A 14,952-nucleotide genomic window follows, 5' to 3' on the forward strand; every position below is an offset into this window, starting at 1 on the left:
ACCCTGCGCGCAACCCAAGAGGAGGATCTCAGATGCAAGAACTGACCCATTATATCAACGGCGAACATGTCAAAGGCACGTCCGGCCGGTTTTCCGACGTGTTCAACCCCGCCACCGGCGACGTGCAGGCGAAATGCCCGCTGGCCAGCGTCGAGGAGATGGAACAGGCCGTCGCCGCCGCGCAGGCCGCACAGCCCAAATGGGGCGCCACCAACCCGCAGCGCCGCGCGCGGGTGATGATGAAATTCGTCGATCTGCTCAACCGCGACATGGACAAGCTGGCCGAGACGCTGAGCCGCGAGCACGGCAAGACCTTTCCCGATGCCAAGGGCGATGTTCAGCGCGGTCTGGAAGTGGTGGAATACTGCATCGGCGCGCCGCAACTGCTCAAGGGGGAATTCACCGACAGCGCCGGCCCCGGCATCGACATGTATTCGATGCGTCAGCCATTGGGTGTGACGGCGGGGATCACCCCGTTCAACTTTCCGGCAATGATCCCGATGTGGATGTTCGCGCCCGCCTTGGCCTGCGGCAACGCCTTTATCCTCAAGCCGTCCGAGCGTGACCCCTCGGTGCCCCTGATGCTGGCCGAACTGATGGAAGAGGCCGGGCTGCCCAAGGGCCTGTTGCAGGTGGTGAACGGTGACAAGGTGGCGGTCGATGCGATCCTCTACAATGATGTGATCCAGTCGATCGGCTTTGTCGGCTCGACCCCGATTGCCGAATATATCTACGGCACCGGCTGTTCGCAGGGCAAGCGCGTGCAGTGTTTCGGCGGGGCCAAGAACCACATGATCGTGATGCCCGATGCCGATATGGATCAGGCCGCCGACGCGCTCATTGGCGCGGGCTATGGCGCGGCAGGCGAACGCTGCATGGCAATCTCCGTGGTCGTGCCGGTGGGCGACGAGACCGCCGACCGGCTGATCGAAAAGCTGGTGCCGCGTATCGAAAAGCTCAAGGTCGGGCCCTACACGGCGGGCGATGATGTGGATTACGGCCCCGTGGTGACGGCGGCGGCCAAGGAAAAGATCCTCGGGCTGGTGCAATCGGGGCTGGATCAGGGCGCGGACCTGGTCGTCGATGGCCGCGATTTCAACTTGCAGGGTTACGAGGACGGGTTCTTTATCGGCCCGCACCTCTTTGACCGCGTGACGCCGGATATGGACATCTACCAGCAGGAGATTTTTGGCCCCGTGCTCTCGACCGTGCGCGCGGGCAGCTATGAAGAGGCGCTCAAGCTGGCGATGGATCACGAGATGGGCAACGGCACCGCGATCTTTACGCGGGATGGCGACGCCGCGCGCGATTTCGCCAACCGGATCAACATCGGCATGGTCGGCATCAACGTGCCGATCCCGGTGCCGCTGGCCTACCACACCTTCGGCGGCTGGAAGAAATCGGTCTTCGGCGATCTCAACCAGCACGGGCCGGACGCGTTCAAGTTCTACACCCGCACCAAGACCATTACCTCTCGCTGGCCGTCGGGGATCAAGGATGGCGGTGAGTTCAACTTCAAGGCGATGGACTGATCGCCTGCGCCCCGGCCTCCGGGCCGGGGCCGTCCTGGCGTGAAGCAGCCGTCCCGGGACGGAATTTTGAAAAAATTCCGGTCAAGAAAGTTTTCAACTTTCTTGGCGCCTGCTCGCCAGAGGCACCTCAAGGTGGCTGTCTCCGACAAAAGGCTGCGAACCAAAGCTCGCCCACTGCCCCCTTTTTCTTGCCCGCCCCCGCAAAACCGTGCTGAATTGACAGCCACGGCACCGATCACGGCGGGAGAGCGACGCGCATGGCCTATATCAGCCCCGATTTCACCATCGGCGTGGAAGAGGAATATCTTCTCGTCGATCTCGACAGCCTCGCGCTCAGCCCCGCGCCCGAGGCGCTTATGACGGCCTGCGAGCAGGACTTGCAGGATCAAGTGAGCCCCGAATTCCTCAATTGCCAGATCGAGATCGGCACCCGCGTCTGTCGCACGATCGGCGAGGCGCGCGAGGATCTCAGACGCCTGCGCAGCACCGTGGCGCGGCACGCCAGGGAACATAACCTCGCCCCGATCGCCGCCTCGTGCCACCCGTTTTCCGACTGGCGCAGCCAGACCCATACCGACAAGAAACGCTATAACGAATTGCAGCACGATCTGGCGGGCGTGGTGCGGCGGATGCTGATCTGCGGTATGCATGTGCATGTCGGGATAGAGCCGCCTGACCGCCGTATCGACCTGATGAATCAGCTCAGCTATTTCCTGCCGCATCTGCTGGCGCTCAGCTGTTCCTCGCCGTTCTGGCAGGGGCAGGATACCGGGCTCGGCTGTTACCGGCTGACGGTGTTCGACAACCTGCCGCGCACCGGCCCGCCGCCCCGGATGGAGAGCTATGGCGAGTTCGACCGCTCGGTGCAGGCACTGGTGGACATGGGGGTGATCGAGGATGCCAGCAAGATCTGGTGGGATCTGCGCCCCTCGTCACGCTTTCCGACGCTGGAATCGCGGATCTGCGACGTGCAGCCCCGGCTGGAGGACGCGCTGACACTGGCCGCGCTGACGCAATCCCTGGCGCGGATGCTGTGGCGGCTGGCGATCCACAATCAGCGCTGGCGCATCTATGACGGCTTCCTTGTCTCGGAAAACCGCTGGCGCGCGCAACGCTATGGCACCAGTGAGGGGCTGATCGACTTCGGGCGCGGCGAGATTGTCGACATGGCCACGCTGATTGAGGAAATAATTGAATTGATCCAAGAGGATGCTCAATTCTTCGAGGCCATGGCCGAGGTCGAACATGCCCGCGACATGCTGGCGCGCGGCACCAGTTCCGAGCGGCAGCGCGCGGTATTTACCGCCGCCCGCAACACCGGGCAGACCGAGGCCGAGGCGCTGCAATCGGTGGTGCGCCACCTGATCGAGGAATACCACGCCGATCTCTGAACCTGAGCCGATGACAATCCTGTGAGCGCGCAGCCCAAAGGCCGCCCCGCCCCTACGCATTCCGGCCAATCTTTACTATATTGATCGGACACTCCCGACCAAGAGGACCGAGCACAGTGACACCGAAATTCACCCGCCGCACCGCCATCGCCACCGGCATCGCCGCCCTGGCCACGCCGGGCCTGCTGCGCGCCGAAACCGTGAACCGCCGCAACGCGTCAGCCTTTGTCAAACGCGACTGGCGCGATCATTTCGACAGTCTCGGCAAGGGTTGCCTGCTGGCCGATATCGACAGCCGTGCCGTGCATTACTGGGGCCCGGATGGCGAGACCTATGCGCTCTTTCCGTCCTCGGTGCCGATGACCGAACAGCTGACCCGGCGCGGCTATACCGAGATCGTGCGCAAGCGTGTCGGCCCCGACTGGACGCCGACCCAATCCATGCGCGAGCGTGACCCCTCGCTGCCCGAATACATGCCGCCCGGCCCGGACAATCCGCTGGGCACCCATGCGCTCTATCTCGGCTGGCCCGCCTATTTGGTGCATGGCACCCATGACACCCGCAAGATCGGACGGCAATCGTCCTCGGGCTGCATCGGGCTGTATAACCGGCATATCGAAGAGCTGTTCGGCATGGCGCAGGTCGGCACGCAGGTGCTGTTGCTCTGACCGCACCGCCCTTGCAAAGCATCCGCGCCCCGGGTTACCCCTCGGGGCGTTTTCTTTTGTCGCATCCCGGCCGGAGGGTTGTTAGGTGACACTCTATATTACAGTGATACCGGACTACTCGAGATGAGGGCGGACTTTGCCGGATGGGCCTTGTAAATAAGGGGGTTCAGAGGGATCAGGCGCGCGCATTCCAGAGGGGTGCGAAGTTTGCAGTGGACTGCATAAAAGCGCCGTAGAGGCCCGAAATGGGGCCGCAGAGGCAATTATCGGGGGCGCGCGGGCGGAAACGCTCAAACCCTATTAAATAAGGCTTTAACGGGTCGTGAGGGCGGTATTTGAGGGGCTGCTGAAAAGGGTTGGGAGGCAAAAGAAGTGGGACCCTCGCCGCCCAGTTCTTTTTCAGGGTCCCACTTCCATGGTTCTGCCCGCCATATCAAACGGATAGCCAACTTGACAGCGGCCCGAACCTGGAAGAGAAGTGGGACCCTTTTTTCGGATGATCGGGGGGCGGACGACAATCAGTCGGACAGCGAGTTGCGCAAGCGCTGCAGATACTCCAGTCGATCGACGCTATGGCTTAGGGCGCACAGGGAGAGCCGCGTCGCCAGTGGGTCGGGTCGTGCGTCTTCGCCATAGATCTGATCGAGCGACAGCAGCTTTCCAGCCCCCACGCCATTGCGGCAATCGGCTGCGGCCTCGGTGTAGAGCCGCATCTTATTCGAATGCTCGACATACCAAAAGCCGCCCGCGATCAGGACGGCAATGGTGACCGCCCCGCCCAGGGCGAGATGCGTTGAGGAAAAGTTCAAGTTTTTCATTTGGCCTCGCGTGTTTGATCCTAGCGCTGGAGCGCGGTGTCGCCGGGCAGGTAGTGGGCAAGCCAACGCTGCCAGAAACGGAGGTGCTCTATGTCCTCGGAGCCGATGGCACGGGCCACCTGGTTGTGGCAGATCAGATCGAGGTAGCGCAGGATCGGCGGCTCGCGCGCCTCGATCGACAAGACCTCGGCACGCAGCTCGCGCAGATCTTCGGGCGTCGGATCGCCGCGCATGGTGAGGATGCGTTCGAGCGCGAGAAACTCCCCGGCGAGGCTGTTGTGCTGACGCGCCTTGGTGCTGAGGCGCAGAACCTGGTCGAGCGCCTGCATCGCGGCGACCGCCGCACCTGCCGCTAGCGGGACCCAATCGGCCCACTCGGCCAGAAGGGCCACCACGACAGACGAACCCGCCAGAAGAGAGAGCACGGAGAACGTGTTCGACCATCCCTCAAAGAAGCGTTCGCGCAGCCGGTGATAGCGCACCGAGCGTTGCAGGTGACAGCTCAGGTCGTGGCGCTCGTCGTCGACAGTCATGGTCCTATCCTTCGTCTTCGCCCTGCCCTCTGTCTGGCTTGCGCGGCGCGGGAGCGGGGCGGGTTGGGGATACCTCGAAATTGCCGCGCTTGCCCTCGCCGTAGTCGATGCTTTCGCCGTTGTTCGACGGGGTCTGGCGTTTGCCATCCTCGCGCGGCGGTCTGGGTGGTGTCTTACGCTCTACCATATTGTACAGTCTCCTTTCAGGTGAAGTTAACGGTGCGTCCGGCGCTCACCACGCATGCGCGGACCGGACAATCTCGCCGAGGATGCGGAGGCGGTTCATGATCGCTTGCGATTGTGAAGGCGGGTTCTGAGCAGCTCGCGGACCTCGGGCAGCAATGCCTCCAGCTCATCGCCGTCATCGGGGTACTTCATGCGCGCCACCAGCTCATTGCAGAACCATGTCCCCTCCTTCCAAAGAGCATCTTTGGATAGGTTGAGGCCGAACTCGGCATAGACCTTACCGACCTCTACCCCGCTGATCATCAGGACCATGTCATCGGCGCGCGTGCGCGGTGGCGGCGTCTCGGGTGCTACGGGATCGCCCGCGCCATAAAGGATGTAGTCGGCGCGCAGGCCGAAGCGCTCTTGCAGCCGGATCAGGAAATTGCGCGAGGGCTCGCACCGGCCACCCTCAATATCCCCAATATATCCTTGGCTTACATCCATCGCTGAACCAAGGGCGCGCTGCGACAGCCCTTTATTCTTCCTCCACAGCGCAAGACGTTGACCGGGGTTCGCAGACATCTTGATAAAACCTGTTGACATGATCGTAGTATCCGTTCAAAACTACGAATGAACGTGAACTACGGTCATTCTGTGACCGATTAGGGGTAAAGCATATGACAGAAAAGGTCAGAACAATCCAGCCGGGGCCGATCTTTTATGATGTGTTCCTCGGCTATTTGCGGGTGATCGGCACCAACCTGAAGGATTGGTGCGCACCGCACGGGGTGACGCCGACTAATGCCAAGAGCGCCGCGACCGGCGGCTGGAACGGGACCAAGGCCCGCGCCCTGCGCGAAAAGATGATCGCGGAGGTGGGCGAGGAGACGTTTCAGCGCCTCTATGCCGAGCGGATGCGCCGGGAGGACGCGGCATGAGTATCCGCCGTCGCCTTGCCCTGATGATCTGCCCGGAACTTCGGCCCCTGCTTAGCTATGACGCAGGTGCCCTGCGTGAGAGGATGGCCGCCCGCCGTGCGGCGCATCCTTGCCTGATGCAAGAGCACGGGCCGGGCCGACGCAACGCCTACTGCGTGCGGTGCGGCGAGACAGTCAATGTCGCGCTCCCGGAGGTGTGCCCGGCGCGAACCTTTAATCCGGACGCTCAGGCCGCACCTTCAACGGGGTGCGCCCCGCAAGATCAATCTTGCGAACCCAAACCATGGGGATCGTTTCGCAGCCCAGAACAAGCTCGAGCCTGGCTCGAAGCCGCATCGGGAGAAGAACTTCGTGAGATGGAAGAATATTGGGTGCGGACGGACCCAGTATGTCCTGAGGTAGCCTGTTCCCTACGACAGATAGCGCTTGCCCTATGCGCCAGTGGAGAGCTCTCGCGCCGCGTGACGCGGGTGGCACATGGAGATCCACGCGAGCAATTTCGGTTTCGTTCTCCGGTATCTGGTCAAGGAAATCGGTCATGAAGTCATACAATTCCTCCGCGTCGAAATCCGGCTCGCGGGCAGGTCCTTTTCGGGTCTCGAACAGCATGTCCTCGAGTGCGCTCAGTTCGTCATACAATTCGGCCCTCATGAACCCCCTTAGCGGGTGGCTAAGGTCAGAAGCGTTCAGGTTCAGCAGTGGTTCGCGGTCAATCACGGGTTCCCTCCATCGGTTTTCTGGCAGTGACGATGGTAGGGCGCGCGCGGACGGGGTGTCGAGCCTCGTCCGCGTTGCGGGGGTGCTGTCATGACCCCCCGTCGCGATCCCGAAGGACGCCTGCCCGATGGGGCCGGGTTCGTGATCGGTTCCATGGCCGGGCTGATCTTCTGGGCGGCGCTCGGGTTCTGGCTGATCCCGGCCGCGCCTGATCATCCCGTTTCATCAAAGGAGGTATCCCATGCGGATCAGTGATCTTATTCCCGATGCCGGGCCGTTGCAGGCCGAGATCGAGCTTGTGCCGCAGGTGGAGCGCGTGGCGCTGGCGCTGCAGCTTATCCGCGATATCGACGATCCGGCCTGTGCGCTGTCGCTGATGCGGCTGAGCCGGTTGGCGGAGGATCAGCATCTGGCGATCCGGCGTGAGCAGTTCGTGCGCGACCATGAACTGCGTCGGGTGCAGGGATGAGCGGCCCGTTGAACACCAGTTTGAAATCCCGCGTGCGTGCTTGCCTGTATGGCGCGCGGGTCTTGCGCCGCGATCGGTCCCGGTCTGCTTGCCCCGGTCGCGGCGTCTTTTCTTTCACCTGTGATGTGCTGGGAGTGGCGGCGCTGTTCGTGCTTCTCTTCGGCGTTGCTAGTTTCGGAGGATGAGCATGGGGTTGCATGTGGACAGATGGGGCGAAGGCTATGCCGTGTTCGACGGAAAGCAGCGCCTGACCGGTGCTTATAGCAATCGTGATATCGCGCTGCGCGCCATGGACCGGAAAGAGGACGAGGCACGCCACGCCCAGCAGGCGCGCAACCGCAACTGTCTGACTTGCGGGGGCGAGTTCTGGAGCACCGGCCACGGCAACCGCATGTGCGACGGGTGCCGGGGGCGTCACTCGGGCCTCGATGCGCGGATGGTGGGCGGCTGATGCATCACGCGCCGCTCACCTCTGCGCGCCTGCAAAGGGTTCTGGCGGTCCTCGAGGATGGCAGGCCCCACACCACGCGCGAGATCGTGCGGCGGGCGCATGTGGTGGCGGTCAACAGCTGCATCTCAGAGCTCAGGGCGAACGGGGCGGAGATCCTCTGCACCCGCGAGCGCAGGAAGGACCGGCTGATCTGCCGGTACACAATGACGAAGGCACCGGAATGATGGACGAGAATAAAACCCAAAAGATCGAAGATATGGCGAGATGGCTGCGCAAGGATGCGGCGCAGGTCGCGTTCATCATCGGGATGATCCGGGCGGGGGACGCTCTCTATGCCGATAATATCGAATACGCGCGCGGGCGGATGCGGGACAATCTTAAGAGCGTTCGCAGGCTCGCCGATCTGATCGAGCAGGAGCTCGCCGATGAGTGAGATGCGCCTGATCGAGACGCGCGAAATGGCGCTGGATGACATCGAGGTGCACGAACGGTTGCGCCCGGTGGATGAGATGGGGCTTGGGGCCATCCTGATGACGCTGCGCGAAGGTGAGGCCCCGAGTGACCCGGTCGACGTGCGCCGGGTGCGGCGCAATGGCGTGGTCAGCTACCGGCTGATCGACGGGATGCACCGGGTCGAGGCGGCGCGGCGGCAGGGCCAATTGACGATCCGTGCTTCGATCTACGAGGGGACGGATGCCGATGCCCGGATGATGGAGATCGAGCGCAACCTCGCGCGCGCCGAGATGAAGCCCGTGGACCGGGCCGTGTTCTTGCTGGCCTACAAGGAGGCTTACGAGAAGAAGTATCCCGAGGCCCGCGCGGCTATCGGCGAGGCGCTGGCTGCAAAGCGCTGGGATGCGACGGGCATTATGCCCGTCGCATCCTTCGCGGCGCGCGTGGGCGAGATGGCAGGCCAGAACGAAACCACCGTACGCCGCCAATATCGGGCCGTAAGCGCTCTGTCACCGGAAGAGATCTCCGCCCTGCGCGACGCACCGCGATGGGTCGGCTATAAGGATATGGCGGAAATCGGAAAGATCACGGAGCCCGAGGAACGTGGTTTCGTTATCGGCAAGCTGTCGGCTGGCGAGGCAAATACGGTCAAGGCGGCGCGCAAGACCTATGCCGCCTCCCAAGGCAAGGCCCCGACCCCGCCGAGCGACAGGGATCAGAAGCTGGCGCGGCTTGCCGACGCCTGGGCGCGGGCCGGAGAGCGCAATCGCCGCAAGTTCGTCGAGGACAACGCCGCCGAGATCGACGCGTTGCTGCGCGAGGTCTTCTATGACGGGGGAGACGCCGAATGAGCGACCAGCCCCCGGCACAGGAATGGTGGAGCGCGTCCGAGCTGGCGGCATCCGGTCTGCCGGACCTGCCCGGCACCAAGCGCAAGGTCAACGAGATGGCCAAGCGCGAGGGCTGGTCTGCGCTGCCCGGCAAGGTGCGGCGGCGGCGCGGTGCGGGCGGCGGGGTCGAATATCACTGGAGCGTGCTGCCCCTGCGCGCGCGGTTGCGGCTGGGTTCTGATCACGCGAAGCCAAAAGCCGCACAGGTGGGCGCTGATGACGCCTGGGCGCGGTTCGACGCGGCGGGCGACACCGCCCGCGCCGAGGCGGAGCGGCGGCTGAATGGCATCACCCAGATTGAGACCCTTGAGGGCGCGGGGCTGACCCGGTCCATGTCCGTGCGCGAGGTCGCGCGCCAGCTGGGCTGCTCTGAATATACGGTCTGGAACTGGCTGCGCATGGTCGAGGGCGTGAGCGCTGCTGATCGGCTGGCCTATCTGATCGATGGGCGCGCGGTGCGCAAGACCCCCGGCCTGCGCGCCGATCTCGATGATGAATTCTGTGCCCTCGTCCGGAGCGACTGGCTGCGCCTGTCGCAGCCCAGCCTGACCAGTTGCTATGATCGCGCGGCCCGGGTTTGGCTAGGCGAGAAACGCAACAGCCCGGTGCCGCCACTCCACCAGGTGCGGCGGTGGATGAAGGTGAACGTGTCAAAGCCGACCGAGGTGTTCATGCGCAAGGGGGCGGAGGCACTCAAACGGTTCTACCCGGCGCAGACACGATCCAAGGCGTTCATGGTCCCGATGGAGTGTATCCAGGGCGACTATCACAAATTCGACGTATTCGTGCAGTGGCCGGGCATCGACACGCCGGTGCGCCCCCAGCTGATGGCGTGGTCTGACGTCTATTCCGGCAAGCTGTTGGCCTGGCGTCTGTCGGATACCGCCAACAGCCATACGGTGCAGCTGGTGACAGGCGACCTTATCCGTGAATGGGGCGTACCGCAGTCGGTTTTGATGGATAACGGTAAAGAATTCGCAAACAAGGCGATGACCGGCGGTGACAAAACTCGCAACACCTTCAAGATCATGGACGAGGATATCCCCGGACTACTGCCGCTGCTGGGCATCGAAATCCACTGGGCCACGCCCTATTCCGGCCAGTCCAAGCCGATCGAGCGGGCGTTCCGCGATCTGTGTGACCGGGTTGCCAAACATCCCGCCTTCGACGGGGCCTATACCGGCAACAGCCCCATGGCCAAGCCCGAAGATTACGGCAGCCGCGCGATCCCGCTGGAGGATTTCAAGGCGGTTCTGGAAGAGGAGCTGGCGCATCACAACGCCCGGCCCGGCCGCCGCAGCGAAGTGGCCATGGGGCGGTCGTTTAACGAGGTGTTCAACGAGGGATATGCGCGAGCCACGATCCGGCGCGCCACTGATGAGCAGCTGCGCCTCTGGCTCTTGCGCGCTGAGGGCGTTCGCGCCAAGCGCGGCAACGGCGCGCTCAGGCTCTATGACACTGAATATTGGTCGGAATGGATGTACCGGATCGCGGGCGAAAAGGTCGTCGCGCGGTTCGATGCCGATGATCTGGCGGCGGGGCTCGAGGTCTATGACCTCAAGGGTCGCTACCTGGGGCATGCGGAGTGCCGTGATGCTGCGCCATTCTTGAGCGTCGATCACGCCCGCGACCACAATCGCAAGCGCGGCGCCTGGATGAAGGCGCAGAAAACCGAGGCGAAAGCCGCGCGGGAGTTCAGCGCATCGGAGATTGCCGCTCGGCTTCGTGCCGCGGGCGATCTAGCCCCCGACGAGCCCCTGCCCGAGGCGCAGGTGCATCAGCTGGTGACCCCACACAAGGCCGCCCCCAAACGCCGCGCGGCCACTCCGGAGGATACCGAGCGCGAGGCGGCGCATTCGGCCACCATCGCGCGGCTCGAGGAGCGCCGCGCCGCTCCGCGCGAAGAGGATGATCCCGAGCAGCGTTTCGCCAGGGCCCGGGCGCTGGAGCGCGCCGAGGCGGCGGGCGAGACGCTGACACAGGCGCAAGCCGAGTGGCTCGGGGACTACCGGCAATCATCGGAATACCGGGCGGGCCTGCGCATGGAGCGCCGGTTCAGCGCGGACAACTGAGAAAAGGAGAGCAGCATGACACCATCCATCGCGCCCCTGCGCAACGTCGCGGCCCTGATCGGCCTGGTCGAGCGGGTACAGGATCGCGCTTTCGGCCTGCCCGGCATGGCCACCTTCTACGGCCCCTCGGGCTGGGGCAAGACCACCGCCGTCACCGTCGCCGCCAACGAATACCAGGCGCATGTCGTGCAGGTCAAAGACTGCTGGACGCCGACGTATTTCGCGCAGGCGATCCTGCGGGAAATCGGCCTGCCCCCGGTGCGCGGCGTGGCCGCCATGGTCGATGCGATCGGCGCGCAGCTGGCGCGCAGCGATCGGCCCCTGATCATCGACGACGCGCAGTATCTCTTGCGCAAGCGGATGATCGAGCTGGCCCGCGACATCTATGAGAGCTGCCAGGCCCCGGTGATCCTGGTGGGCGAGGAGAAGCTGCCGCAGGACCTGACCCGCTGGGAGAACATCCACAACCGCCAGCTTGCCTGGGAGCCGGCGCTGGCCTGCAACATGTCCGACGCCGAGAAGCTGGTGCCGATCTATGCGCAGGGCGTTGATGTGGCCAATGACCTTCTGGCCGCGATCGTCGATGCCTCGGCGGGCTCGATCCGGCGGGTTGCCACCAATCTCGCGTCGGCGCGCGAGCTTGCCAAGGGGCGCGGCCGCAGGAGTGCCGATCTCGATCTCTGGGGCACGCGCCCCTTCACCACCGGTCAGCCGCCGACCGTGCGGCGGGTCGAGGATTTCCGGCCTGTGGCACGGACAGAGCGCGCCGATACGGTCGTGCCGCTTGCTGGCGACGCGAAGGCGGTGCGGTCATGAGCGAGCTGTTCGAGAAGATGTGGGACGAGGTCAAGGACCTTCCCGAGTTCGACTGGAAGGCCGTCTCCGATCGCGGCTGCAGCGCCGAGACCGCCGCACGTTATATCCGGCACTGGTTGAAGGACGGCCGGGTGCGGGTGTCGCGCCTGGCGCGCAACAACAAGCGCTGGTACAGCCCGTCGCATCTGCCGCCTGTCGGGCCTCAGCCCGTGAGCGGTGAGGCCACGCCCGAGGGCAACATGTGGCGCGCGATGCGGCACCTGCGCCAGTTCAACCCCACGGACGTTGCTGCGCATGCCAATGCGGGCGGCATCGAGGTGACGGTCGAGAAGGCCCGGGCCTATTGCCGTCAGTTGACCGCCTCGGGGCACATCAAGGCGCTGAGCAAGGCGATCCCCGGCACCCGTGAGGCCCATTACAAGCTGCTCGAAGACAGCGGCCCGCGCGCCCCGCGCCCGGTGCGGATGGCGGGTATCCTCGATCCCAACACCGGGGCTTTTGCCCCGTCGAAAGGCGGTGCGGCATGAGTGCGATCGACACCGCCCGCGAATTCTGGGGCGAGGGCATCCCGGACTGGGTCGAGGCGCTGGCCCAAGCCTGCGACCGGACAAGCCAGAACAAGGTGGCGCAGGAAATCGGGCGCAGCGGCAGCCTGGTGTCGAACATCCTGCGCGCCCGCTATCCGGCCGACACCGGCGTCGTGGAGGATCTCGTGCGCGGGCATTTCATGGCCCAGACCGTCGAATGCCCCGTGATGGGCACGATCGGCAAGCAGGTCTGCCGCAAGTGGCGCGGTCGGGCCAACCGCTTCGAGAACGTCAACCATCAGTATGTGACCATGTATCGGGCCTGTAACCGCTGCCCGCTGCACAAGGAGGTGGAGGATGCCGGTGAGACCCGATGACAGCCTCGATGCCGACGTGATCCCGCTGGCGCGGGAGGGCGTACCCGCCTCGGATATCGCGCGGCGGCTGGGCGTGACGCCGAACCGGATCCACGCGGTGCTGGCGCGCCTGCGCCGTCAGGGGGCCGAGTTTCCGCCCGTGCGCCTCGGCGCGCCCTGTCGAAAGCAGGGCGCGCGGCTCACCCGGCTCAATTCCGATCTGCGCGAGGGGCTCGAGCCTCACGCCATCGCGCGCGGGATGAGCGTCAAGGAAATGGCGCTCCGCCTGCTCGATATCGTCATCCGCGACGGGCTGGTTGACGCCATTCTCGACGACACTGGAGACCAAAATGACCGACCCTGACATCACCCGCTGGACGACAGCCGAAATGATCCGCCTTGCCGCCTCGGGCGTGGCCAAGGTCGATCTGCTCGGGCCCCGAGGCACCACGCTGTGCTCGATGGACGAGATCGCCGCCATGGCGGGCGTCTGCGCGATGCACGGCGTGGGATCAAAGCCCCCTTCAACCACCCCTTCAACAGGAGATGACCATGTCTGAATTCACCCCCCACCCGGTGCCCTCGGGCATCGTCGAGGAGAACGGCCGCGCCAAGATGGTCGATGCCAAGGGCCGCGAGGTGCCGCTTGACCTGGTCAAGCCGCAGGATCAGCTTCAGGACGAACAGGTGCGCAAGATCGCGGGCTATGCGCTGGCGCTGAGCGATCAGCTGCGCCGGTTCAAGGAGCACACCTTCGACGATATCAGCGCGTTCGAGGCGATCCTTGCGCAGGAATACGACACGCGCGTCGGCGGCGCCAAGGGCAACAAGACCCTGACCACCTATGACGGGCTCTACCAGGTGCAGGTGCAGGTTCAGGATCGGGTGGATTTCGGCCCCGAGCTGCAGATCGCCAAGGGGCTGATCGACGAATGCCTCAACGAATGGTCCGCCGACAGCCGCCCCGAGATACAGGCCATCGTCACCCGTGCCTTCAACACCGACAAGGAAGGCCAGATCAACCGCGCCGAGATCTTCATGCTGCTGCGGCTCGACATTTCCGATGCGCGCTGGAACCGGGCCATGGACGCTATCCGCGACGCCATGCGCGTGGTGGGCAAAGCGACTTACGTGCGCGTCAAGCACCGTCCCAACACAGAAGCCCCATGGCAGACGGTTCTGCTCGACCTGGCGAAGGTGTGAGGTCAGCGATGGCGGTTCGGTCGGTGCAATCCATACCAGCAGTGGCACTGCTGCCAGCAGTCATCAAGCGGGACGCGCTCGATATCATTTATGTGGATGATCTCGCCGTCCCGCGCCTTCATCTTTGCGCAGGCGTCACCGCTGGCACGAACTTGCCAATAAACCATGCCGGATTTTTTCATGCGCTTTTCTCTAAGCGCCCAGTTCGCCCATCTAGTCACACGGCTCACGAGCATCTTGCAGTACTCGAAGTCGTAACCACGAGGGCAATGCTCGGGGTAAATCTTATCACCCTTGAAGAAGGATTGTGCCAGCACTGCAAGTCGCTGAGCGTCCATCCCGCAAGGCTCCGGAGCCTTGTCGAGCACGTCCTCTGCGAAGGGGTAGAGATCAACCCACTGCACACCGTTCGTCACCCAAACTTCGAACATCCTGCCACCTCCGAGAATCACCCTGAAGTGGATCATGGGTCGAACGATTTGACAATTACCGCGAGCCGCTGCATCTTGGTGCCGTTCGGTAGTGCCGTAGAAAGCGCCCGAGCTGGAAGAACACCGATGGCGGTTACGCCCCGACATGGCGTCTCACCACTTGAGACGATCATCCTCCGGGTGCCCCGCGTGCATGTCCAGGGCTACGGCCTAAAGACGTGGGGGGACTGTCCATCGGCAGTTTTTCTAACACCCGGGGACCAAGTGTCCCCCGTAACCGATGGAGACCGACATGAACAATGTCACCCCACTGCCCTTCAAGGGCGATCTGATCGACTATCTCAACCTCAACGGCAAGACGCTGGAATGGCTGTGGCGCGACCACGAAGCCTATATTCCGATCCGTCCGATCTGCGAGCTTCTCGACCTTGCCTATCAGCCGCAGCACCGGAAACTGTCAGCGCCGGAAAACGGGGCGTGGGGCACCGTGATTGTGTCGCACCACCCCACCCCGCGAGC

The 14,952-nt window shown here is 64.0% G+C and carries 24 protein-coding genes; 18 read left to right on the top strand and 6 right to left on the bottom strand.

What is annotated here, in order from left to right:
* The first annotated feature begins 32 nt into the window (after positions 1–32).
* The 3 genes from Q0X85_RS14500 to Q0X85_RS14510 all read left to right on the top strand — a co-directional run bounded on the left by Q0X85_RS14500 (position 33) and on the right by Q0X85_RS14510 (position 3,591).
* On the top strand, positions 33–1,532 hold the full coding sequence (locus tag Q0X85_RS14500) for a CoA-acylating methylmalonate-semialdehyde dehydrogenase (protein ID WP_297773042.1): 1,500 nt from the start codon (positions 33–35) through the stop codon (positions 1,530–1,532).
* A 257-nt stretch (positions 1,533–1,789) separates the two neighbouring features.
* Positions 1,790–2,923 carry a carboxylate-amine ligase gene (locus Q0X85_RS14505; RefSeq protein ID WP_297773043.1) on the top strand — a complete coding sequence of 378 codons (1,134 nt, stop codon included), beginning with the start codon at positions 1,790–1,792 and terminating at the stop codon, positions 2,921–2,923.
* 116 nt (positions 2,924–3,039) lie between these two features.
* On the top strand, positions 3,040–3,591 hold the full coding sequence (locus Q0X85_RS14510) for a L,D-transpeptidase (protein ID WP_297773045.1): 552 nt from the start codon (positions 3,040–3,042) through the stop codon (positions 3,589–3,591).
* 518 nt (positions 3,592–4,109) lie between these two features.
* On the opposite strand, the gene Q0X85_RS14515 is transcribed toward Q0X85_RS14510, so the two are convergent.
* From Q0X85_RS14515 to Q0X85_RS14530, 4 genes are all read right to left on the bottom strand, one after another.
* Positions 4,110–4,400 carry a hypothetical protein gene (locus Q0X85_RS14515; RefSeq protein WP_297773047.1) on the bottom strand — a complete coding sequence of 97 codons (291 nt, stop codon included), beginning with the start codon at positions 4,398–4,400 and terminating at the stop codon, positions 4,110–4,112.
* Between the two features lie 29 nt (positions 4,401–4,429).
* Entirely contained in the window at positions 4,430–4,942 is a 513-nt protein-coding gene (locus Q0X85_RS14520; protein WP_297773049.1) for a hypothetical protein, read from the bottom strand.
* Positions 4,943–4,946: 4 nt separating this feature from the next.
* Positions 4,947–5,129 (bottom strand): hypothetical protein, encoded by a 183-nt coding sequence (locus tag Q0X85_RS14525; RefSeq protein ID WP_297773051.1) that lies wholly within the window; start codon positions 5,127–5,129, stop codon positions 4,947–4,949.
* Between the two features lie 95 nt (positions 5,130–5,224).
* Entirely contained in the window at positions 5,225–5,713 is a 489-nt protein-coding gene (locus Q0X85_RS14530) for a helix-turn-helix transcriptional regulator (protein ID WP_366130097.1), read from the bottom strand.
* A gap of 74 nt (positions 5,714–5,787) precedes the next feature.
* On the opposite strand from Q0X85_RS14530, the gene Q0X85_RS14535 reads away from it, so the two are divergent.
* Entirely contained in the window at positions 5,788–6,048 is a 261-nt protein-coding gene (locus Q0X85_RS14535; RefSeq protein WP_297773054.1) for a hypothetical protein, read from the top strand.
* Between the two features lie 213 nt (positions 6,049–6,261).
* On the opposite strand, the gene Q0X85_RS14540 is transcribed toward Q0X85_RS14535, so the two are convergent.
* Entirely contained in the window at positions 6,262–6,765 is a 504-nt protein-coding gene (locus tag Q0X85_RS14540) for a hypothetical protein (protein ID WP_297773055.1), read from the bottom strand.
* 90 nt (positions 6,766–6,855) lie between these two features.
* On the opposite strand from Q0X85_RS14540, the gene Q0X85_RS14545 reads away from it, so the two are divergent.
* From Q0X85_RS14545 to Q0X85_RS14605, 13 genes are all read left to right on the top strand, one after another.
* The gene (locus Q0X85_RS14545) at positions 6,856–7,020 is read left to right on the top strand and encodes a hypothetical protein (RefSeq protein WP_297773057.1); all 165 of its coding nucleotides are present in this window, start codon (positions 6,856–6,858) and stop codon (positions 7,018–7,020) included.
* Entirely contained in the window at positions 7,007–7,234 is a 228-nt protein-coding gene (locus Q0X85_RS14550; RefSeq protein ID WP_297773058.1) for a hypothetical protein, read from the top strand. The genes Q0X85_RS14545 and Q0X85_RS14550 overlap by 14 nt, the downstream gene beginning before the upstream one ends.
* 187 nt (positions 7,235–7,421) lie before the next feature.
* Positions 7,422–7,685: a hypothetical protein gene (locus Q0X85_RS14555; RefSeq protein ID WP_297773060.1), complete on the top strand. Its 264-nt coding sequence runs from the start codon at positions 7,422–7,424 to the stop codon at positions 7,683–7,685.
* A complete protein-coding gene (locus Q0X85_RS14560) occupies positions 7,685–7,909 on the top strand; it encodes a helix-turn-helix domain-containing protein (RefSeq protein ID WP_297773062.1) in 225 nt (74 codons plus the stop codon). The genes Q0X85_RS14555 and Q0X85_RS14560 overlap by 1 nt, the downstream gene beginning before the upstream one ends.
* Positions 7,906–8,118, top strand: a complete 213-nt coding sequence (locus Q0X85_RS14565) for a hypothetical protein (protein ID WP_297773064.1) — start codon at positions 7,906–7,908, stop codon at positions 8,116–8,118. The genes Q0X85_RS14560 and Q0X85_RS14565 overlap by 4 nt, the downstream gene beginning before the upstream one ends.
* Positions 8,111–8,989 carry a ParB/RepB/Spo0J family partition protein gene (locus Q0X85_RS14570; RefSeq protein WP_297773065.1) on the top strand — a complete coding sequence of 293 codons (879 nt, stop codon included), beginning with the start codon at positions 8,111–8,113 and terminating at the stop codon, positions 8,987–8,989. Before Q0X85_RS14565 ends, Q0X85_RS14570 begins: the two co-directional genes overlap by 8 nt.
* On the top strand, positions 8,986–11,100 hold the full coding sequence (locus tag Q0X85_RS14575) for a transposase domain-containing protein (RefSeq protein ID WP_297773067.1): 2,115 nt from the start codon (positions 8,986–8,988) through the stop codon (positions 11,098–11,100). Before Q0X85_RS14570 ends, Q0X85_RS14575 begins: the two co-directional genes overlap by 4 nt.
* A 15-nt stretch (positions 11,101–11,115) precedes the next feature.
* Positions 11,116–11,916 carry an ATP-binding protein gene (locus Q0X85_RS14580; RefSeq protein WP_297773069.1) on the top strand — a complete coding sequence of 267 codons (801 nt, stop codon included), beginning with the start codon at positions 11,116–11,118 and terminating at the stop codon, positions 11,914–11,916.
* Positions 11,913–12,443 (top strand): hypothetical protein, encoded by a 531-nt coding sequence (locus Q0X85_RS14585; RefSeq protein ID WP_297773071.1) that lies wholly within the window; start codon positions 11,913–11,915, stop codon positions 12,441–12,443. Before Q0X85_RS14580 ends, Q0X85_RS14585 begins: the two co-directional genes overlap by 4 nt.
* The gene (locus tag Q0X85_RS14590) at positions 12,440–12,820 is read left to right on the top strand and encodes a hypothetical protein (RefSeq protein ID WP_297773072.1); all 381 of its coding nucleotides are present in this window, start codon (positions 12,440–12,442) and stop codon (positions 12,818–12,820) included. The genes Q0X85_RS14585 and Q0X85_RS14590 overlap by 4 nt, the downstream gene beginning before the upstream one ends.
* Positions 12,801–13,163 carry a helix-turn-helix domain-containing protein gene (locus Q0X85_RS14595; protein WP_297773073.1) on the top strand — a complete coding sequence of 121 codons (363 nt, stop codon included), beginning with the start codon at positions 12,801–12,803 and terminating at the stop codon, positions 13,161–13,163. The genes Q0X85_RS14590 and Q0X85_RS14595 overlap by 20 nt, the downstream gene beginning before the upstream one ends.
* Positions 13,150–13,359, top strand: coding sequence for a hypothetical protein (locus Q0X85_RS14600; RefSeq protein ID WP_297773075.1), 210 nt, complete (start codon positions 13,150–13,152; stop codon positions 13,357–13,359). The genes Q0X85_RS14595 and Q0X85_RS14600 overlap by 14 nt, the downstream gene beginning before the upstream one ends.
* Positions 13,346–14,002 carry a DUF3164 family protein gene (locus tag Q0X85_RS14605; RefSeq protein WP_297773077.1) on the top strand — a complete coding sequence of 219 codons (657 nt, stop codon included), beginning with the start codon at positions 13,346–13,348 and terminating at the stop codon, positions 14,000–14,002. The genes Q0X85_RS14600 and Q0X85_RS14605 overlap by 14 nt, the downstream gene beginning before the upstream one ends.
* 2 nt (positions 14,003–14,004) lie before the next feature.
* Here Q0X85_RS14605 and Q0X85_RS14610 read toward each other — a convergent pair whose 3' ends face one another.
* On the bottom strand, positions 14,005–14,469 hold the full coding sequence (locus tag Q0X85_RS14610) for a hypothetical protein (protein WP_297773079.1): 465 nt from the start codon (positions 14,467–14,469) through the stop codon (positions 14,005–14,007).
* A gap of 256 nt (positions 14,470–14,725) precedes the next feature.
* Between Q0X85_RS14610 and Q0X85_RS14615 the strand changes: the two genes are divergently transcribed.
* Positions 14,726–14,952, top strand: a 227-nt coding sequence (locus Q0X85_RS14615; RefSeq protein WP_297773080.1) for a hypothetical protein, incomplete at its 3' end; no start/stop codon positions are given.

Origin of the sequence: uncultured Roseovarius sp. (assembly GCF_947259555.1) — a bacterium.
GTDB lineage: Bacteria > Pseudomonadota > Alphaproteobacteria > Rhodobacterales > Rhodobacteraceae > Roseovarius.